The organism is Nocardia acididurans (assembly GCF_016741815.1).
GTDB lineage: Bacteria > Actinomycetota > Actinomycetes > Mycobacteriales > Mycobacteriaceae > Nocardia > Nocardia acididurans.
Genome location: NZ_JAERRJ010000001.1, coordinates 148,754 through 168,438 on the forward strand (window position 1 = coordinate 148,754; position 19,685 = coordinate 168,438).

Sequence of the window (19,685 nt, forward strand, 5' to 3'; positions counted from 1 at the left end):
GTGGCGGAGGACCGCGTCTTCGGAATGGGGTCCGACGAGCTGGTCCAGCCGGACTGGCCGCCCCTGTCGGTGGCCGAGCTCACCGATGTCCTCGGCCACGATCTCCTGGATCCGGGCACGGCGGCGGCCGACCGCGCGGTGCCCGGGGACGGCGCCCTCGCTGTCGAATGGCGCAGTCCGCGACCGCTTTCCGCCACCGCACGGGTGCGGCTGCCCGGCAGGGAACCGGTGATCGTGAAGCGGCTCCCCCGCGCGCTGCGCGATGCGGCGGCGCTGGGCGAGGAGCATGCCTTCATGAATCACCTGCGCCACAACGGGATTCCGATACCGCAGGTACTGCACACCCGCGAGTCCGGTGAATTCGCCTACGAGGTACAGGAACTCGGCGCGGGCGAGGACCTGTACCGGGGTTCGTTCTCGTGGTCGCCGTATCGATCGGTGGCGCAGGCCGAATCGGCGGGTCGCATGCTGGGCCGCCTGCATCTCGCGGCGGCCGGCTTCGAGGCGCCCGCGCGCCCGCCGCATCCGCTGCTCGCGAGTTTCACCGTCTTCTCCTCCACCGACCCCATCTCGGCGGTGGAACGGCTGGCCGCGGTGCGTCCGGCCCTCGCGCTGTTCCTCACCGAACGGGATTGGCGCGGCGATATCGAGCGCGTGCACATGCCGGTGCTGGCGGGCCTGTACGGCTTCGTCGACGATCTGGACCCGCTGTGGACGCACAACGACTGGCACGGCACCAATCTGCTGTGGCAGGGCGAGAAACCCTCGGCGGTCATCGATTTCGGCCTCTGCGACCGCACCACCGCCGTTCACGACGTGGCGATGGCGATCGAACGCAGCGCCGTCGACTGGATCTCGCTGCGCACCGGCGGCCCGGCGCACATCCAGGTCGAGCAGGTGGACGCCCTGCTGCGGGGCTACGAATCGGTGCGCCCGCTGACGGATCTGGAAGCGCTGGCGCTACCGGAACTGGTGCCGCTCGTGCACGCCGAGTACGAGCTGTCCGAGATCGACTATTTCCTGGGCGTCGTTCCCGGCGGCAATCAGGAGAATGCCGAGATCGCCTACCGCCATTACTTTCTCGGTCATACCGAATGGTGGTCCACCGGCGGCCGAGCACTCATCGACCACCTACGGACGCGCTGACCTACCGGTGGGCGCGTGCGTCCGTGAGCAGGTACTGGGCCGCGGCGTAGGTGCCGAGGATGACGCCCTCGGTGACCCGGCGGGACCGCTCCCCGCGAGCGAAGATGCGGCGCAGCACGATCAGCCCGTCCGACACCGTGAACAGCAGTGCGCCGAGGCCGAGCCGGCTCTTCGCATCCGAGTTCGGGATGTTCAGGCCCGCAACGTTTTTCGCGTCCGGAGCCAGCCCCGGGTCGGAGGCCAGGGTGGCGGCGGCGCCGAGCGTCGCGCCGTAGGCGGTGAGCGGCAGCGCCACGGTCGGGGCCTTGAAACGCATCAGGGTGGCCGCGCCGAGCCACGCCGCCAGGCGCTGCCCCGCGATGGCCGGTTGCGGCCGCGCGCCGCGCCGCCACCACAGCCACGAGTACCCGCTCTGCATGACGGCGAAAGAGGTTGCGCCCGCGACCAATCGGCGATCGTTGTCCGGCTCGATGAGCAGCACGTCGCCGACGGTGGCCGCGGCCAGCGAGCCGAGCAGCACGGTGCGGTCGGCGGGCGCGAGATCCGTGCCGTTGACCGCGACATCCGCCGCCAGCAGCGGCATCATCAGCGGCTTGGCGACCCACTGGAGTTTGTCGCGCCCGGTGACGGCGCCGAACACCGTCACCGCCGCCGCGCCGACGAAGGCAGCTCGAAAGGGCCTGGGCCGCTTCACGATTCCATTCCCCTGTCGAAGATCAGAAGCTGGGCTCGGCCGGAGCCGGGGGCAGCACCACGACCTGTCCGGCGTAGGACAGACCTGCGCCGAAGCCGAGCAGCAGGGCGACCTGCCCGCCCTTGGCCTTGCCGGTGGCGAGCATCTCCTCCATGGCCAGCGGGATCGAGGCGGCGGAGGTGTTGCCGGTGTTCTCGATGTCGTTGGCCATGGGGATCTCGTCGGCGAGGCCCAGGTTCTTCTTCATGAGTTCGTTGATGCGGGCGTTGGCCTGGTGCGGGATGAACACCTCGATGTCCTCCTTGGCCACACCGGACTGCTCGATGGCCGAGGACAGCGCGCGGGGCAGGGTGACCGCGGCCCAGCGGAAGACCTTGGGGCCCTCCATGTGCAGCGACATGCGGCCGACCTTCTCGATCTCCGGGTCGGTGCCCTGCAGGCGCTGCGCCTTGTTCATGAATTCCAGGAAGTCGACGTCCTGGGCGATGGCCTCGGCGTTCTCGCCGTCGGAACCCCAGACGGTCGGCGAGATGCCGTTCTCCTCGCTCGGCCCGACCACGACCGCGCCCGCGCCGTCGCCAAAGATCATGGCGGTGCCGCGGTCGGTCGGGTCGAGGCCGACGGTCATGGTTTCCGCGCCGATGACCAGGATGTACTCGGCCGAGCCGGAGCGGATCATGTCGACGGCCACACCCAGGCCGTAGCCGAAGCCGCCGCAGCCGGAGGTGAGGTCGAAGGCGGGGATGCCGTTCATGCCCAGATCCGAGGCGACGGTGGGTGCGCCGTGCGGGGTCAGCTTGAGCCAGCTGGACGTGCACAGGATGAGCGCGCCGATCTTGGAGCGATCGATGCCGGTGTTGCGCAGGGCGCGGTCACCCGCGGCGACGGCCATCGAGCGCAGCGTCTCGTCGCCACTGATCCAGCGCCGGTTGTTGATTCCGGTGCGGTCGTAGATCCACTCGGGGGTGGAGTCGAGGACCTCGCAGACCTCGGCATTGCTGACGACGCGCTGCGGCCGGTAGGCCCCGATGCCGAGCATCGCAATATTCTGAATGCCCTTGTTGATTGCAATGCTCACCACAGGTGACTCACACGACCCTTCACAACACCTTTGTCGGACGTAAGACCAGCACCAGGCTAACCCAGGGCAAGGATTCAGCGTAGGGTCACTTGTCCTTTACCTCGGAGTAATTCTGCGACTCGCCGGACGACGTGCCCGACGTCAGCTCAGCGCCAGATCCTTGAGCCCGAGAATGGAACGGTACTCCAGGCCCTCGGCCGCGATGACGCCGTCGGCCCCGGTCTCCCGATCCACCACGGTCGCCACACCGACCACGATCGCGCCCGCTTCGCGCAGCGCGCGCACGGCCGTGACCGGCGAGTTGCCGGTGGTGGTGGTGTCCTCCACGACCAGCACCCGCTTGCCCACGATGTCCGGGCCCTCGATCTGACGCTGCATACCGTGCGTCTTGGCGGCCTTGCGCACCACGAAGGCGTCGACGGGCCGGCCGGGCGCGTGCAGGACCGCCGCCGCGACCGGATCCGCGCCCATGGTGAGTCCACCCACGGCGTCGAAATCCCAGTCGGCGACGAGTTCGCGTAGCAACTTCCCGATGAGCGGCGCGGCCTCGTGGTGCAGGGTGGCCCGGCGCAGGTCCACGTAGTAGTCGGCTTCCTTGCCCGAGGACAGGGTGACGCGGCCGTGCACCACGGCGAGCGCGCGCACCAGTTCGGCCAATCTGTCCCGGTCGGTCGTGGATACCTGGGTCATGTCTGTCTCTTACGTCCTTCCACGTGCGTTGAACAGGCCCCTGTTGAGGCGGGTCACGACGGACCTGGGGATGAGTCCGGCGACCGCGGCAATCGCTTTGTACTGCAGGCCGGGCACGCTGATCACCCGGCCTTTGTCCAGATCTTTGAGCGATCCGGCCACCACCTCGTCCACGGTGAGCCACAGTGGCTTCGGCAGCGAATCCATCTCGATTCCGGCTCGCTCATGGAATTCGGTGCGGACCAATCCGGGGCACAGAGCCTGCACCCGAACACCGGTCCCGGCCAGCCCGCCCGCCAGCCCTTCGGAAAAGGATACGACGTACGCCTTGGAGGCCGAGTAGGTCGATCCCCGACCGGAGACGAGCCCGGCCATGCTGGCCACATTCACGATGGTGCCCTTGGCGGCATGCACCATGGGTGGCAGCGCGGCCCGGGTGAGCTGCACGACAGAGGTTACGTTGACGTCGAGCTGGGCTTGGAGCTCTCCGGGCTCGAGGGTCCAGAATTCACCGGAAGTTCCGAATCCCGCGTTGTTGACCAGGAATTCGACGCCCTGCGCCGCGCGTGCGGCAACCTCGTCGCGATCGTCCGGTTCGGCCAGATCGGCGCGCAGGATCTCCGCCCGCGCCCCGAACCGCACCTCGACATCGTGCGCCAGAGCCTCCAGTCGCTCCTTGTTCCGAGCCACCAGCACCAGGTCGTAGCCGAGGGACGCGAGCCGCGTCGCATAGGCCTTGCCTATCCCCGAGGTGGGTCCCGTGACCAACGCCACGGGCCGATGCGCACCGGGCAGGCGTGAAACTGGAGAACTCTCGGTCATAGATCGACTACCTAACCCTCGCCGAACATGGGACGGCCTACTCTACGTCGCGCCGAAACCCCCGACGTGACAACGGCGACCGAACCCCGCGAAAGCCGTGCCGCTCCCGGCGGAGAGGCGAAGCGGGGCAGCATATTCCGCTCCGGAAGCCCGGTCGTGCCCGGCCCAGGGGCGGCGGGGGCGTCGCGTCCCGCCCTCCGAACGACCGTGCCCCGCTGCCGAAAAGGCAGCGGGGCACGGGAGCTGGAGCGTCCAGGCATGTCAGCGGGGCGTCGGCCCCTGGTAGGGGCGGAAGCCCGGATGGAAGGGGCCGCCGGGCGGGGCGCTGCGGCCCTGGTCCTTGCGCCAGCCCTCCTCGGGTTCGCGGTCGGGGTCGTCGTCGCGGAAGCCGGGGTCGTCGTCGCGCCAGTCCTCGTCGCGGACGGGACGGGTGCGGTCGTCGTCCCACTCGGCGTCGGCGGGGCGGGGCGATTCGTCGTCGGCCCAGTCCTCCTCCGGGGCGGGCGGCCAGTTGCGGCGCGGCCGGTTGCGCGGGTCGGGGACGACTTTCAGTGCGGGACGCCAGGATTCGGGTTCACCGTCGGCGCCCTCGCCCTCACCGCCGCCGGCGATGTCGTCGACCAGCGGGCGGTAGTCGTCGTCCTCGTCGTCGGCGCGGCGCGGCGGGACCTGCGAACCGGCCTGGCGGCCTTCGGTTTCGGTGTAGTCGCCGGGTTCGTCGTAGCCGTCGTAGTCGTCGTCTTCGGGCACCGGGCGGGAGCTGCCGGGTTCGGGCAGTTCGTCGCGGGCTCGTTCGGCGGAGATGACCGGCGGCAGCACGTGCAGCAGGCCGGACAGCCGCAGCACGGCGTCGATGGCCGTCTCCCAGTCCTTGGAGGTGGCGCCGACGGGCAGCATGCCGAGCGTCCAGTTGCCTTCACTCCACAGCTGCTGCACCTCGTCCGGCAGCGATTCGATGAAGGCGACCATGCGCTGATCGACGGCGTGCCTGGCGATATCCGGATTGGTCGCGAACACCACCCGATCGCCGATCGCGCCGAGCAGTTCCAGATCGTGGTCCTTCGGCGGCGCGGCGGTTTTCAGCCGCAGGTCGATATCGATGTCCGAGCCGATCTGGCGGCGCACCGCGACCAGGGTCGCCGCGTCCTCCAGGTCGAAGAGCACGAACTTCTCGCCCTTGCGGTTGCCGGACACCACGTCGACCGCCGAGAGGTAGCCGAGCTTGGCCAGCGCGCCGCGCCGCCAGGTGGAGGCCAGCGCGGGCTCCACCGAGACATAGGTGTACCCCTGGGACTTCGCCCAGACCTGGCGCACATGCCCGGTGCGCTGCCGTTGCAGCCGATCGAAATAGAGCAGCACGATCGCACCCACGAGCGCGATCGCCGCCAACCCGAACCAGATTCCCGTCATCGCCGCCTACCCTATCGAGCCGGGCTGCTGATTGCCCGGTACGCACCGTTGCTGTTCATCGGGTTCCACCGGGCAGCGAAGTACTGATGATGATCTTGGCCTGGATGGATCCGTCGGTTGCTTTGTCGCCCTGGACCATAACCATCTCACCTACGGGCAGATCGGCCACCTTGGTACTGCCGAGTGAGATCACCTGGGTGGTGTCGTCGGTTTTCACCGTGACGGTGGTTCCGGACAGCGTGGTGAGGGTGATGGTCTTGCCGTCATTGGCGTCGATGGTGCCGAGAGTCGCACCGAGCGAATCGATTTCACCGAGGCCGGGGATCTCCGGGATCCCGCTGGGTAGTGGCTGCGAGGAGTCGTTCGGGAAGTTCGGCATGACGAAGGTGGTCTGCGCGGTGGTCGACGAGGACGCGGTGTCCGACGAATCCTTGTCCGCCAGTAGACCTCCCACCAGCACGCCGATCCCGGCGACCACGGCCACCGCCACCAGCCCGAGCACCACGTACATGGTGGTGTTCCGTTTCGGCGGCTGCCCGCCCGGCTGCCCCGGCGGGTATCCGCCCGGACCACCGGGTCCGTAACCACCGGGACCGCCCGGTCCGCCCGGTCCGCCGGGAGCACCGCCCGGATATCCGCCCGCCGGGTAGCCGCCCGCGGCCGCACCGGCGGCATAGGACCCGGATTGCCCGTAGGTCGCGGTGGGCTGATACCCCGCACCGCTCTCGTACTGAGCAGTCGGCTGATATCCGCCGTACTGCTGTGTCGGCGGCGCGTACCCGCCACCGTTCTCGTACCCGCCCCAGCTCGAATCCGGCGGCGGAATGACCCGCGTGGCGTGCTCCCCCGGCGGCTGCCCGAAGTACTCGGTCGGCGACTCCGCCCCGTGCAGGGCGGCCTCGCCGTAGTTCATCGCCTCGGTCGGCCCATAGGCCTGACCTGCATCCGAAGTGTGCCCGGCCGCCTGACCGGAACCACCCACCTGCTCGGTCGGCCCGTCCGTGGGTTCCGGTTCGGGCCGCCGCGACCAAGGATCGCTCGGATTAGTCATGGCCTCCAGATTAGGCCGCTCACTGCACCGAGACCGCGAACTCGACCGAGCGGTGTGGATTCGAGGTCTTCGCAAGACACTCCGCACCCGAGTCCGGAACACGCCGCTCGCACGGCCGCGGCCCCGGGAAGTGCGCACTTCCCGGGGCCGCGTCTCGTATCCGCCGCGCTCAGCGACCGACGATGAGGGCGTCGCCGTTCGGGCTGACGTTCACCTTCACGGTGTCGCCGTCCTGCACCTCGCCCGCCAGCAGTTCCTTGGCGAGGGTGTCGCCGATGGACTGCTGGATGAGCCGCCGCAACGGCCGCGCACCGTAGGCCGGGTCGTAGCCGCGGACCGCGAGCCAGAACCGGGCCGAGTCGCTGACGTCCAGCGTCAGGCGACGCTGGGCCAGGCGCTTCTGCAGCTGGTTCAGCTGGATGTCGACGATCGACTCCAGTTCCTCCTCGTCGAGGGCGTGGAACATGACCACGTCGTCGAGGCGGTTGAGGAACTCCGGCTTGAAGGCCGAGCGGACCGCGTTCATGACGAAGTCCTTGTCGCCGCCCGCACCCAGATTCGAGGTCAGGATGAGGATGGCGTTGCGGAAGTCGACCGTGCGGCCCTGGCTGTCGGTGAGTCGACCCTCGTCGAGCACCTGCAGCAGGATGTCGAACACGTCCGGATGCGCCTTCTCGATCTCGTCGAACAGCACCACCGTGTACGGGCGTCGCCGCACCGCCTCGGTGAGCTGGCCGCCCTGGTCGTAGCCGACGTATCCGGGCGGCGCGCCGACCAGGCGGGCCACCGAGTGCTTCTCGGAGTATTCGCTCATATCGATGCGCACCATGGCGCGTTCGTCGTCGAACAGGAAGTCCGCCAACGCCTTTGCCAGCTCGGTCTTACCGACGCCGGTGGGGCCGACGAACATGAACGATCCGGTCGGCCGGTTCGGGTCGGCCACGCCGGCCCGCGCCCGCCGCACGGCGTCCGACACCGCCGCGATCGGCTCCTGCTGCCCGATCACGCGCCTACCGAGTTCCTCCTCCATGCGCAGCAGCTTCTGGGTTTCGCCTTCCATCAAGCGGCCCACGGGGATTCCGGTCCACGCCGCCACCACTTCCGCGATGTCGTCGGGTCCGACCTCCTCCTTGAGCATGACCTCGCCGTCGGCCGCGCCGCCCGCCTTCTGCTCGGCGAGGGCGAGCTCCTTCTCCAACTGCGGGATGCGCCCGTAGCGGAGTTCGGCGGCCTTGCCGAGATCGCCGTCGCGTTCGGCCCGCTCGGATTCGCCCTTGAGCGCCTCCAACTGTTCCTTGACGTCACGCACGGAGTCGATGGCCTGCTTCTCGTTCTGCCAGCGGGCGAGCAGCTGGTTCAGCTTCTCGCGGTCGTCGGCGAGTTCGGCGCGCAGTTTCTCCAGTCGCTGCTTGGAGGCGTCGTCGGTTTCCTTGGCTAGCGCCATCTCCTCGATCTCGAGCCGTCGCACGGACCGCTCGACCTGGTCGATTTCCACTGGGCGGGAATCGATTTCCATGCGCAGCCGGGACGCCGACTCGTCCACCAGGTCGATGGCCTTGTCGGGCAGGAACCGCGAGGTGATGTACCGGTCGGACAGGGTCGCGGCGGCCACCAGCGCGGAGTCGGTGATGCGCACGCCGTGGTGCACCTCGTAGCGCTCCTTGAGCCCGCGCAGGATGCCGACGGTGTCCTCCACGGACGGTTCGCCGACCAGCACCTGCTGGAAGCGGCGCTCCAGGGCCGGATCCTTCTCGATGTGCTGGCGGTATTCGTCGAGGGTGGTCGCGCCGACGAGCCGCAGTTCACCGCGCGCCAGCATCGGCTTGATCATGTTGCCGGCGTCCATGGCGGATTCGCCGGTCGCACCCGCGCCGACAATGGTGTGCAGTTCGTCGATGAACGTGATGATCTGCCCCGCACTGGATTTGATCTCCTCCAGGACGGCCTTCAACCGCTCCTCGAACTCGCCGCGGTACTTCGCGCCCGCCACCATCGCGCCGAGGTCGAGCGAGACGAGTCGCTTGCCGCGCAACGATTCCGGGACGTCCCCGGCGATGATGCGCTGAGCCAGGCCCTCGACGATGGCGGTCTTGCCCACGCCGGGTTCGCCGATGAGCACCGGGTTGTTCTTGGTGCGGCGGCTGAGAACCTGTACGACACGGCGGATTTCGGTGTCGCGTCCGATGACGGGATCGAGTTTGCCGTCGCGGGCGGCGGCGGTCAGATCGGTGGAGTACTTCTCCAGCGCCTGGTAGCTGCCCTCCGGGTCGGCGGTGGTGACCCGGGTGTTGCCGCGGACGGTGGTGAAGGCGTCGCGCAGCGCGTCGGCGGTGGCCCCGTACTTCAGGAGCAGCTGCGAGATATCGGAGTCGCCGGAGGCGAGCCCGACCATCATGTGCTCGGTGGAGACGTATTCGTCTCCCATCTCGGTGGCGAGCCGCTGGGCGGCGGTGACCGCGGCGAGGGCTTCGCGCCCGAGCTGCGGGGTGCTGCTCGCGCCGGAGGCCTTGGGCAGCCGGTCGACGATGTCCTGGGCCTCGCGCCGGACCGTCGCCGGATCGACTGCGACGGCCTTGAGCAGGGGGGCGGCGATGCCGTCGGTCTGATCCAGCAACGCCACCAGCAAGTGCGCCGGACGAATCTCCGGATTGCCCGCGGCGGAGGCCGCCTGCAGTGCGGCGGTCAGGGCCGCCTGGGTCTTGGTGGTGGGATTGAACGAGTCCACATGCACCTTCCTACTAGTCGTTGCTCAGTCCAACGCGGCAAGAGTTGAGTCTGTTCCGCTCAAGTCTGACGAGTTTCCGAAGATTCGACCAGAGGCAAAAAGTCACCATCCAAATTACGCGCCCGGGACCGGATGCTTACGATGACCACGATCGTTCGTTGATGCGTCACCAGTCCGGATACCCGACGAATGGAGCAACCCATGCGCGCGATCGTGGTTCGAGACTTCGGCGGCCGTCCGGAGCCCGGCGAGGTGCCGACTCCCGAGGCCGGTCCCGGTCAGCTGCGCATCGCGCTGGAGGCGGCCGGGGTCAACCCCTACGACCAGAAACTCATCGAGGGCGCGCTGAAAGGCCAGGTCCCCTACGACTTCCCGTTCGTACCCGGTCTCGACGGCGCGGGCACGATCTCGCAGATCGGCGCGGGCGTGGACGGCTACGAGATCGGCGAGCGGGTGGTCGGCAAGTTCTTCGTACCGCCGCTCGGGCACGGCACCTTCGCCGAATTCATCGTGGTGCCGCCGGATACCGCCATCGCCAAGGTGCCCGACGAGATCACCGCGATCCAGGCCGCCGCGCTGCCCACGGCGGGCATCACCGCACTCGATCTGGTCAATGCCTCGGGCCTGCGGGCCGGGCAGACCGCCCTGGTGGTCGGGGCGTCGGGCGGCGTCGGCTCCTACCTGGTGCAGCTGGCCGCGCTGACCGGCGCGGAGGTGATCGCCACGGCCCGGCCCGACGACACCGACCGGATGATCCGGCTGGGCGCGACCGAGGTGGTGAACTACGGGCGGGTCCCGGTCACCGACTCGCCGACGCGGCCGGAGGACACCCAGCTGTCCATCGCCGACTCCGTGCGCATGACCCGCGCCCAGATCGACGTGCTCTTCGATCTGGTCTCGCCGCCGCCGGGTTTCGCCGAGAATCTCACCCTGGTGCGGGACGGCGGCGGGGCCTTCAGCACGGTCGGATCGGCCGTGGAAGCCGATCTGCAAACCCGTGGCATCACCGGCGGAAACTTCGTATCCTCCGGCGGCGCAGCCGAATTGCGTGATCTGCTGCGCAAGGTGGGCAATGGCGACCTGGTGGTTCCGCTGGATTCCACCCCGCCCCTCGACGGCGCGGCGGCGGCCCTGGGCGCGCGGGGTGCGCGCGGCAAAACAGTGCTGGTCATCTGAACCCGGAGTTACGGAAATCGATCCACCTCGGCTATATCCGTGCGACCACCGGTTTTTCAGGGATACTTGACGCGGAGGACGGCCCGGTACCGGTTTCGTCCCTGGTAGCGGCGCACACCGTGCCCGCTGAGTTGAAAGGAATGCTCGACGTCGTGGATGCGCGTTCGGCAGCGCTGGTCCGCGCAAACTTCCGGACAGTCGTCGAGGCCCCGCACGGGCCCGAACGGCTGATCAGCGCGTTCTACGGTCACCTGTTCGCAGAGATTCCGGCACTGCGGGAGCTGTTCCCGTCCGCCATGGATATGCAACCCAAGCGGCTGGTCACAGCCATCCAGTTCGTGCTCGACAATCTGGAGGACTGGGACCGGGCGCAACGCTTCCTGGAACAGTTGGCGCGCGATCACCGCAAATACGGCGTGGAGGCCGCGCACTACGACATGGCCGGGCGCGCCCTGCTGGCGGCGTTCCGCAGCTACAACGGGGTGCACTGGAACCGGGGCCTGGAGTACGGGTGGCGCGACATCACCATCCTGATATCGGCGTCCATGGCGATCGGCGCGAATTCCGATAAATCCCAGCCGTATTGGGAGGCCACGGTGGTGGGCCACCGGCGGGTGGTGGACGATCTGGCCATCGTGCGCCTGCAGTCCGATACGCCGATCCCGTATCAGGCGGGACAGTACGTGCCGGTGGCGATTCCGCAGCGGCCGAAGATGTGGCGCTACCTGTCGCCCGCGATCCCCACGAACCCGTACGGCGAGATCGAATTCCATGTGCGCAAGGTGCGCACCGGCTGGGTGTCGCCCGCCATCGTGAACGAGACCAAGGTGGGCGATCGATGGATGATCGCCGCGCCGCTGGGTGGCCTGCACGTGGATCTGCGCAGCCGCCGCGATGTGCTGATGATCAGTTCCGGCACCGGGATCGCGCCGATTCGCGCGCAGCTGATCGAGATGGGGCGGCGCGGCATCAATCCGCGCGTGCACCTGTTCATGGGCGGCCGCTACCCGTGCGACCTGTACGACGTCGAAAACATGTGGCAGCTCTCGCAATCCAATCCGTGGCTGACCGTGGTGCCGGTGTGCGAGAACGAATCCAATCCGTGGTGGCATCCGTATCCGCCGGCCGATCCGCCGTTCGGCATGCACCGGCGGCTGATCGGTAACCTGGGCGCGGTGGTGGCCAGCTTCGGCGCGTGGGCCGACCGCCAGATCCAGATCGCCGGTTCGGCGCGCATGATCGCCGACACCCGGCGGGCGCTGCTGGCCGTCGGCACTCCGGAGTCGGCCATCCAGTCCGATCCGGTGTAGCGCGCGAAAGTTCTTGCAGCACAGTTTTCTTCGAAGGAGTGAGCGGTGACGATCGGCCCGGACGACACCGGCCCCATCGCCCTGGGCGAGGCCACGGAATGGACCGCCACGGTGGTGGGCGCACACCGCCTGCGCGAGGATCTGGCCGTGGTCCGGCTGATCGGCGATTTCGTGCCCTTCGCTCCCGGGCAGTCGGTGGAGGTGCGAACACCGCAGCACCCCACCATGATTCGCCGCCTCTACCCGGCGCTGCCACCGTCGCTGGACGGCAAGCTCGAATTCCACGTGCGCACGGTGCCGGGCGGCTGGTGCAGTGGCTCCCTGGTCTCGGACACCCATCCCGGCGACGAGTGGCGCATCACCGCGCCTGCGGGCTGGCTGGCGGTCGAGGAGGACGCCACCGACGTGGTCATGATCGCCGACGGTGTCGGCCTGGCCCCGCTGCGCGCCCTGCTGCTGGATCTCTCCCGCCGCGCCGAACCGCCGACCACCCACCTGTTCGTCGGCGGCCGCTACCCGCGCGACCTGTACGCCTCCGACATGCTCTACCTGCTCACCGGCGAACTACCCTGGCTCACAGTGATTCCCGTCGTGCAGGACGAGCAGGATCCCGCGTGGACAGACACCTGGTACGAGTCCTGCCGCGTCGACATCGGCTTCCAGCAGGACGAGATGCTGCCCGGCACCATCGCCGACATCCCCATGCGTTTCGGGCCGCTGGACCATCATCAGGTTCTGGTGTGCGGCAACTCCGGGCCGGTTCAGGCCACGGTGGAGCGGCTGGTCGCCTCCGGCACGCCGCTGGATTCCATTCGCTACGAGGGCTTCTGATCAGAAGAGGGGGTCGTGGCGGATATTCTTGGTGGGAGTGCCGGCGGCCATGAGGCGGAACTTGGTGGTCTGCACCATGGAGGGCGCGCCGACTATCTGGACGTCGCGGTCCGCCCAGGAGCCGTGGGCGGCAACGATTTTGCCGATCTGACCGACCTGGCGGGATTGTAGGTTCGGGTAGTCCCGGGCCGGTTCGGCCGGGTCTTCGAAGTGCCACCAAGGGTTTTCGTTGGATTCGGTGACCGGGTGCACGGTGAGCCACTTGTTGGCCTGCGCGAGCTGGCTCAAGACCTCGAGGTCGTAGAGGTCGCACGGGTAGTGGCCGCCGACGAACAGGTCGACCTTGGGGTTGGAGCGGCGCTGGGTCATGGCCATCAATTGCGCACGGAGCGGGGCGATTCCGGTGCCGCAGCCGATCATGAGGAGTTTGCGGCGGGTATTGCGGGGGACGCCGAGACCGCCGAGCGGGGAGCCGATGAGCCACTGTTCGCCGACGCGGGTGTGGCCGACCATGGCCGGGGAGACCCAGCCGCCGGTGACGCCGCGGATATGGAATTCGATCTCACCGGTGGAGTTGGCCGGGATGGCCGGGGAGAGGTAGCGCCACATGCGGGGGCGCGACGGTATCTGCACCGACATGTATTGGCCCGCAGCGTATTGGATGGGCTGATCGAGTTTCAGACGGACGATCGCCAGATTGCGCAGGACCTCGCGGTGTTCGATGACGGTGCCTGTCCACACCGGCGGGGTGCTTTCCTTCTCGGCCGCGGTCATCATGGTTTCGGCGATGACGCCGATGCCTTCGTCCCAGGCGCGATCGACCTCGTCGGTCCACAGTTCGGTGCCGGCGTAGGCCTGCAGTGCGGACTTCAGTGATTTACCCACTGCCGCATAATGTTCCGCGACCACACCGTATTTGCGATGGTCACGCCCGAGCTGGGCGAGGAAAGGCAGCAGCTTGTCCGGCTCCTCGAGCCGGTCCACCACATAGGCGATGGCTTTGACGAGCCGATCGCGCTGCGCGTCGAGGGCTGCGGGAAAGAAATCGCGAACCTGTGGGTAATCGGTGAAGAGGATGGCGTAGAACGACCGTGCGAGTTTCTCGGGGCCACCGTCCTCCGCAGCAACCGCCTTGAACGTCGTTCTAATCAATGCGACGGTCCGCGAATCCATTTGTGTCACAACCCCATTTCGCACTCGAACACAGGCAAGGCTGTCGAGTGCAGTGCTGCGGGACACTCGACAGCAGCCGTTGCTCAGCAAGTGTAGGCGAGGTTAGCCAGCTACGGAACGGCTCGTTTCAACAACACGCCTGTAATTCCCCCAAAACCAGCCAAAGCCAGGCAAAGCCGACCGAAAACCAACTGTTCCCCTGAAACACGCCGCACGACACGGGTTTACAGCCCTGACCTCTGCCACATTCGTTTTGCAAGACTCAGTAAAGCAGCGACCTCACCGCAACCTCGCCCGCTACCGAATTCCCCTGCGCTATACGGACAAAACCACCGAAACCATTTTTCTAAATACCATCCGGTTCGTATATATCAGGCTCGCCTTACTTTTACCCGTTCCGCAATTACCCAGCACCCAGCCCCGCCCACACTCTGCGGAAAACACGAAGGCAGCGACCCGGATTCGGGTCGCTGCCTTCGTGTTCGGCCGATTACTGCCGACGGTTGCGGGGTTGCCAGACCACCAGGGCGGTACTGCGCTGGGGTGGGGTGAAGTCCGGGCGGTAGCCGGCGGCTCGGAGGCGGTCTACCTCGGAGGCCAGTTCGGCTACCTGCTGCTGGAGTTCTTCCACCTGGTTGGTGAGTTCGATGATCCGTTTGATGCCGGCGAGGTTGACGCCCTCGTCCTGAGAGAGGCGCTGTACTTCACGGAGGAGTTCGACGTCTCGGTTGGAGTAGCGTCGGCCGCCGCCGGAAGTACGTTGGGGCGAGACCAGACCCAGGCGGTCGTAGGTGCGCAGCGTTTGGGCGTGCATGCCCGCGAGCTGTGCGGCCACCGAGATCAGGAAGTATTGCGCCTCGGCCTTCTTGGGATCGGAACTCATTTACGCACCTGCCCATCCTGCACGCGGATCGAAGCCACTGGCCTTCTCCGCCTCCGAGTAGCGCCGCAGCGCCTCGGAAGCATTGTCGTCCAGCTTCTGCGGGACCGCGACTTTCACGGTGACCAGGAGGTCGCCCGCACCGCCGTCACGCTTGGCGACACCGCGGCCGCGGACGCGCAGGGTGCGGCCGTCGGCGGTGCCCGGGGGCACCTTGACGCCGACACGACCGTCCAGGGTGGGCACGGAAACCGTTGTGCCCAAAACCAATTCGCTGTAGCTGACGGGCAGCACCAGGGTCAGGTCGTCGCCGTTGCGGCCGAAGACCTTGTCCTGACTGACGTGCACCGTGACGAACAGGTCGCCGGGCGGTGCGCCGCGTAGGCCCGCCTCGCCCTGACCGGCGAGCCGAATCCGTTGCCCGTCACGCACTCCCGGGGGAATGCGCACGGTGATGGTGCGGGTCCGGTTCTGGATGCCGGTGCCCCGGCAGTCCGGGCACGGATCGTCGATGATCGATCCGGTGCCGCGGCAGTCGTCGCACGGCTCACTGAATCCGAACGCACCCTGGTTCCGGCTGACGACGCCGGATCCGTTGCAGTGCGGGCAGACTCGCGGAGACGTACCCGGCTTGGCACCACTGCCGTGGCAGGTGGTGCACGCGGCCGGGCTGGTCATGCGCAGCGGAACCGTCACGCCCTGGGCGGCCTCACGGAAGCCGAGGGTCGTCTCGGTTTCCACATCGCTGCCGCGCCGCGGCCGCGACGAGGTGCGCGTGCCGCCCCGGTTGAACAGTCCGCCGAGCAGGTCGCCGAGACCGCCGTCGGAGGCGTTGGCGGTGCCGCCGCCGAAGATGTCACCCAGGTTGAAGTCCTGGCTGAAGCCCCCGGCCTGGCCGTATCCGCCGCCCGGCGAGAACCCGCCGCGCCCGAATCCGCCACTGGCGAAAAGCCTTCGGGCCTCGTCGTATTCCTTGCGCTTCTCCGGATCGGAGAGCACGGAATGCGCTTCGCTGACCGCCTTGAACCGTTCCTCGGCCTTGGTGTCGCCCGGATTCTTGTCCGGATGCAGGTCGCGGGCCAGTTTGCGGTATGCCTTCTTGACCTCGTCCTGCGTCGCGCTGGAGGCGATGCCCAGCTCCTTGTAGAAGTCCTTCTCGAGCCACTCCCGATTCACCGGGCATCTCCTCCTCTCGCGGTGTTATCCGTTGTTACTGGCATCCGGGCCAGCGTTCGAAGAATCCGATTGCCCCGCAACCGAATCCGCTACCCCGTCGGTGACGCCGACCAGCGCGTGACGCAGGACGCGATCACCGAATCGGTAACCCTTGCGCATGACCATCCCGAGTACCGGGTTGTGGCCGGAGCCCTCGTGCTGCACGGCCTCGTGCAGGGTCGGGTCGAAGGCCTCGCCTTCGAGTCCGAACTCCTCGAGGCCCTGCTTCTGCAGTGCGGTGACCAGCTTGTCGGCGACGCCCTTGAGCGGTCCGGCATCGAGGTCACCGTGGGTGCGGGCACGGTCGAGATCGTCGAGCACGGGCAGCAGTTCGCTGACGATCTGCGCCTTGGCGGTGTCGATGGTGGCCTTGCGGTCCCGTTCGACGCGCCGCCGGTAGTTGGCGTACTCCGCGGTCAGACGCTGCAGATCCGCGGTGCGCTCGGCCAATTCGGCGCTGATCGTGTCGGCGATGGCGTCCACGCTCTCGGGAGCCCCATCAGGCCCGAGGGCCGCGGCGGTGTCCTCCGCCGCGGCCTCGAAAACCTCACCCGTGGGCTCGAAGCGCCCCTCGAACGCAGCCGGATCGATGACCGGTTCCTGTTCCGGGTTCTGGTTCGTCACTTCTTCTCAGGCTCCTCGACGACCTCGGCGTCCACCACGGTGTCATCGGAATCCGGTGCGGCAGAGCCGTTCGCGGACTGGCCGTCGGCCGCGGCCGACGCGTCGTAGATGGCCTGGCCCAGCGCCTGCGACTCGGTGGCGAGCTTCTCCACCGCCGCCTTGATGGCCGCGATGTCGGTGCCCTTGAGCGCCTCGTTGGCCTCGGCGATGGCCGCCTCGACCTTCTCCTTGATGTCGGCCGGGACCTTGTCCTCGTTGTCCTTGATGAACTTCTCGGTCTGGTGCACCAGCGACTCGGCCTGGTTGCGGGTCTCGGCCTCTTCCCGGCGGGTCTTGTCCTCCGAGGCGTGCGCCTCGGCGTCCTTGATCATCCGGTCGATCTCCTCCTTGGACAGGCCGGAGCCGTCCTGGATCTTGATCGTGTTCTCCTTGCCGGTGCCCTTGTCCTTGGCCGTCACGTGGACGATGCCGTTGGCGTCGATGTCGAAGGTGACCTCGATCTGCGGCACGCCGCGCGGGGCCGGCGGGATGCCGGTCAGCTCGAAGGAGCCGAGCAGCTTGTTGTGCGAGGCGATCTCGCGCTCACCCTGGAAGACCTGGATCTGCACGGACGGCTGGTTGTCGTCGGCCGTGGTGAAGGTCTCCGACCGCTTGGTCGGAATGGTGGTGTTGCGCTCGATGAGCTTGGTCATCACGCCACCCTTGGTCTCGATACCCAGCGACAGCGGGGTGACATCGAGCAGCAGGACGTCCTTGACCTCACCCTTGAGCACACCGGCCTGCAGCGCGGCGCCGACGGCGACGACCTCGTCCGGGTTCACGCCCTTGTTCGGCTCACGGCCGCCGGTCAGTTCCTTGACCAGCTCGGAGACGGCGGGCATACGGGTGGAGCCACCGACCAGCACGACGTGGTCGATCTCGCCGACGGAGATGCCGGCGTCCTTGATGACCGACTGGAACGGCTTGCGGGTGCGGTCCAGCAGATCGGAGGTGATCTTCTGGAACTCGGCCCGGGTCAGCTGCTCGTCGAGGAACAGCGGGTTCTTGTCCGCGTCCACGGTGATGTAGGGCAGGTTGATCGAGGTCGACTGCGAGGACGACAGTTCGATCTTGGCCTTCTCCGCGGCCTCGCGCAGACGCTGCATGGCCATCTTGTCCTTGGTCAGGTCGATGCCCGAGGACGCCTTGAACTTGTCGACCAGCCACGAGACCACACGCTCGTCCCAGTCGTCGCCGCCGAGGTGGTTGTCGCCGGAGGTCGCGCGGACCTCGACGACGCCCTCGCCGATCTCCAGCAGGGACACGTCGAAGGTGCCGCCGCCGAGGTCGAAGACGAGGATGGTCTGCTCTTTGTCGCCCTTGTCGAGGCCGTACGCCAGCGCGGCCGCGGTGGGCTCGTTGACGATGCGGAGCACGTTCAGGCCCGCGATCTGCCCGGCCTCCTTGGTGGCCTGGCGCTGCGCGTCCTCGAAGTAGGCGGGGACGGTGATGACCGCGTCGGTGATCTCCTCACCGAGGTACGCCTTGGCGTCGCGCTTCAGCTTCATGAGCGTGCGCGCGGAGATTTCCTGCGGGGTGTACTTCTTGCCGTCGATCTCGACGTTCCAGTCCTCACCCATGTGCCGCTTGACCGACTTGATGGTGCGGTCGACGTTGGTGACGGCCTGGTTCTTCGCCGGCTGACCGACGAGCACCTCTCCGTTCTTCGCGAACGCGACGACGGACGGGGTGGTGCGCGATCCTTCCGAGTTGGCGACGACGACCGGCTCTCCGCCTTCGAGAACGGCGATAACCGAGTTCGTGGTCCCGAGGTCGATACCGACCGCACGAGCCATGGTGAATCCTCCTAGTTGACTTACCTGCTGATGTGTCAGGACCCTGCGCTCCTGACTCTGCATGGAGCACGGTCCTCAGCAACACTGAGCGTGGTCGGCTCAATCCTGCACCCGCTTTGCCTCGAGTGCAACTTGAACTTGAGCCGCTTCCACTCAACCTTGCGCTGACCAGACCAACTAGCCAGGTCGGAGATCTATTCCAGAACCGGGAAACTTTTTTCGACGAGACTCAGTCGTGCGATGGATAGACGGTCAGCGGCTCGCCCGCCGGGCTCACCTCGAGGTAGCCGCCGTTGCGCGTGTCCTCCACGTAGATGCGGACCACCGCGTCCTCATCCTTTTCGTGCTCGATGGTGATGTGGCTGATCCTATGGCCGGGAGCACCGACTGTTTCGCCCGCACCGGCCATCAGGCGCGCCAGGGCAGGCACATCGAGTTCGGCGAGATCGAGCGCGACCGCGTCGGTGGAGCGTGAGGAGCTCGTGTAGGCGCTGAAACCCTTGCGGTCGTAGCGGATTCGCTCGCTGTCCGCCCCGGAAGCGCGTTCGACCAGCACATATCCCGGATAGAGCGAGACCTCGTCGACCACGGTGTCGCCGTAGTGATCCCGGTAGGCCTGGATGAACGCGGCCAGTCCGGGGCCGGTGGTCGGATCCGGCAGTGACGCGCCGGGTGCGGCCGCCCGGCTCACGCATCCGCCGAGCGCACCGATCAGGGCGGCGACGACGATGAGCGCGGCCGCCGCCTGCCACTTGCGCGACGGCGCCCGGCGATCCGGCCGGACCACCGGCGCGTCGGCCAGATTGCGCGGAATCTGCAGATCCCGCAGGAGCTTGTCCAGGTCGCCGAAGGTGTTCGCGCGCATGGCGGCCTCGCTGCGCTGCGCGTGCTCGGCCTCGGTCAGCTCGCCTTCGGCGCGGGCGGCGTCGAGCAGCGCGCAGGCATCGACCCGATCGGTATCTCGTACTCGAATACCGCTGTGCCGATTGTCGATTCGGTTCCGGAACTCGGCCATGACGCTG

17 protein-coding genes are annotated in these 19,685 nt (G+C 67.6%); 4 read left to right on the plus strand and 13 right to left on the minus strand.

All coding sequences use genetic code 11. The features are described 5' to 3' along the window. Nucleotides 1-1,146, plus strand: a complete 1,146-nt coding sequence (locus tag JK358_RS00700; protein ID WP_201942117.1) for a phosphotransferase enzyme family protein — start codon at nt 1-3, stop codon at nt 1,144-1,146. 1 nt (nt 1,147) lies between these two features. Here the strand turns inward: JK358_RS00700 and JK358_RS00705 are convergent, their stop codons facing one another. From JK358_RS00705 to clpB, 7 genes are all read right to left on the minus strand, one after another. Beyond that, entirely contained in the window at nt 1,148-1,840 is a 693-nt protein-coding gene (locus JK358_RS00705; RefSeq protein ID WP_201942120.1) for a lysoplasmalogenase family protein, read from the minus strand. Between the two features lie 22 nt (nt 1,841-1,862). Then, nucleotides 1,863-2,921 carry a beta-ketoacyl-ACP synthase 3 gene (locus tag JK358_RS00710; protein ID WP_201942122.1) on the minus strand — a complete coding sequence of 353 codons (1,059 nt, stop codon included), beginning with the start codon at nt 2,919-2,921 and terminating at the stop codon, nt 1,863-1,865. A gap of 141 nt (nt 2,922-3,062) precedes the next feature. Continuing rightward, complete coding sequence (gene pyrE / locus JK358_RS00715) at nt 3,063-3,611, minus strand: orotate phosphoribosyltransferase (RefSeq protein ID WP_201942125.1); 549 nt, start codon at nt 3,609-3,611, stop codon at nt 3,063-3,065. Nucleotides 3,612-3,620: 9 nt separating this feature from the next. Beyond that, nucleotides 3,621-4,433: an SDR family NAD(P)-dependent oxidoreductase gene (locus JK358_RS00720; protein WP_201942128.1), complete on the minus strand. Its 813-nt coding sequence runs from the start codon at nt 4,431-4,433 to the stop codon at nt 3,621-3,623. A gap of 261 nt (nt 4,434-4,694) precedes the next feature. Then, on the minus strand, nt 4,695-5,843 hold the full coding sequence (locus JK358_RS00725; protein ID WP_232850562.1) for a TtfA family protein: 1,149 nt from the start codon (nt 5,841-5,843) through the stop codon (nt 4,695-4,697). 55 nt (nt 5,844-5,898) lie between these two features. After that, nucleotides 5,899-6,894: a DUF5666 domain-containing protein gene (locus JK358_RS00730; RefSeq protein ID WP_201942131.1), complete on the minus strand. Its 996-nt coding sequence runs from the start codon at nt 6,892-6,894 to the stop codon at nt 5,899-5,901. Nucleotides 6,895-7,063: 169 nt separating this feature from the next. After that, complete coding sequence (gene clpB / locus JK358_RS00735; protein ID WP_201942134.1) at nt 7,064-9,619, minus strand: ATP-dependent chaperone ClpB; 2,556 nt, start codon at nt 9,617-9,619, stop codon at nt 7,064-7,066. 201 nt (nt 9,620-9,820) lie between these two features. Here clpB and JK358_RS00740 point away from each other — a divergent pair, with 201 nt between their 5' ends. The 3 genes from JK358_RS00740 (at nt 9,821) to JK358_RS00750 (ending at nt 12,936) form a co-directional block, all read left to right on the plus strand. Then, on the plus strand, nt 9,821-10,795 hold the full coding sequence (locus tag JK358_RS00740; RefSeq protein ID WP_201942137.1) for an NADP-dependent oxidoreductase: 975 nt from the start codon (nt 9,821-9,823) through the stop codon (nt 10,793-10,795). Nucleotides 10,796-10,947: 152 nt separating this feature from the next. After that, entirely contained in the window at nt 10,948-12,105 is a 1,158-nt protein-coding gene (locus JK358_RS00745) for an FAD-binding oxidoreductase (protein WP_201943701.1), read from the plus strand. Nucleotides 12,106-12,150: 45 nt separating this feature from the next. Beyond that, nucleotides 12,151-12,936 (plus strand): FAD-binding oxidoreductase, encoded by a 786-nt coding sequence (locus JK358_RS00750; protein ID WP_307817206.1) that lies wholly within the window; start codon nt 12,151-12,153, stop codon nt 12,934-12,936. Here JK358_RS00750 and JK358_RS00755 read toward each other — a convergent pair whose 3' ends face one another. From JK358_RS00755 to JK358_RS00780, 6 genes are all read right to left on the minus strand, one after another. Then, nucleotides 12,937-14,109: a globin domain-containing protein gene (locus tag JK358_RS00755; protein WP_201942139.1), complete on the minus strand. Its 1,173-nt coding sequence runs from the start codon at nt 14,107-14,109 to the stop codon at nt 12,937-12,939. Between the two features lie 490 nt (nt 14,110-14,599). Then, nucleotides 14,600-14,992 carry a heat shock protein transcriptional repressor HspR gene (locus JK358_RS00760; protein WP_201942142.1) on the minus strand — a complete coding sequence of 131 codons (393 nt, stop codon included), beginning with the start codon at nt 14,990-14,992 and terminating at the stop codon, nt 14,600-14,602. Further along, nucleotides 14,993-16,165 (minus strand): molecular chaperone DnaJ, encoded by a 1,173-nt coding sequence (dnaJ, locus tag JK358_RS00765; RefSeq protein ID WP_201942145.1) that lies wholly within the window; start codon nt 16,163-16,165, stop codon nt 14,993-14,995. It abuts the gene before it with no gap. Between the two features lie 24 nt (nt 16,166-16,189). Continuing rightward, the gene (gene grpE, locus JK358_RS00770) at nt 16,190-16,828 is read right to left on the minus strand and encodes a nucleotide exchange factor GrpE (protein WP_201942148.1); all 639 of its coding nucleotides are present in this window, start codon (nt 16,826-16,828) and stop codon (nt 16,190-16,192) included. Beyond that, entirely contained in the window at nt 16,825-18,663 is a 1,839-nt protein-coding gene (gene dnaK / locus JK358_RS00775) for a molecular chaperone DnaK (RefSeq protein WP_201942151.1), read from the minus strand. The genes grpE and dnaK overlap by 4 nt, the downstream gene beginning before the upstream one ends. A 229-nt stretch (nt 18,664-18,892) precedes the next feature. Continuing rightward, nucleotides 18,893-19,678 (minus strand): DUF1707 SHOCT-like domain-containing protein, encoded by a 786-nt coding sequence (locus JK358_RS00780; protein WP_201942154.1) that lies wholly within the window; start codon nt 19,676-19,678, stop codon nt 18,893-18,895. Nucleotides 19,679-19,685: the final 7 nt, after the last annotated feature.

What these genes read in the sequence shown, in the direction of transcription:
- JK358_RS00755 (WP_201942139.1), bottom strand. Translation starts at nt 14,109, where the DNA reads ATGGATTCGCGGACCGTCGCATTGATTAGAACGACGTTCAAGGCGGTT.
- JK358_RS00720 (WP_201942128.1), bottom strand. Translation starts at nt 4,433, where the DNA reads ATGACCGAGAGTTCTCCAGTTTCACGCCTGCCCGGTGCGCATCGGCCC.
- dnaK (WP_201942151.1), bottom strand. Translation starts at nt 18,663, where the DNA reads ATGGCTCGTGCGGTCGGTATCGACCTCGGGACCACGAACTCGGTTATC.
- JK358_RS00740 (WP_201942137.1), top strand. Translation starts at nt 9,821, where the DNA reads ATGCGCGCGATCGTGGTTCGAGACTTCGGCGGCCGTCCGGAGCCCGGC.
- JK358_RS00760 (WP_201942142.1), bottom strand. Translation starts at nt 14,992, where the DNA reads ATGAGTTCCGATCCCAAGAAGGCCGAGGCGCAATACTTCCTGATCTCG.
- pyrE (WP_201942125.1), bottom strand. Translation starts at nt 3,611, where the DNA reads ATGACCCAGGTATCCACGACCGACCGGGACAGATTGGCCGAACTGGTG.
- JK358_RS00780 (WP_201942154.1), bottom strand. Translation starts at nt 19,678, where the DNA reads ATGGCCGAGTTCCGGAACCGAATCGACAATCGGCACAGCGGTATTCGA.
- JK358_RS00725 (WP_232850562.1), bottom strand. Translation starts at nt 5,843, where the DNA reads ATGACGGGAATCTGGTTCGGGTTGGCGGCGATCGCGCTCGTGGGTGCG.
- JK358_RS00730 (WP_201942131.1), bottom strand. Translation starts at nt 6,894, where the DNA reads ATGACTAATCCGAGCGATCCTTGGTCGCGGCGGCCCGAACCGGAACCC.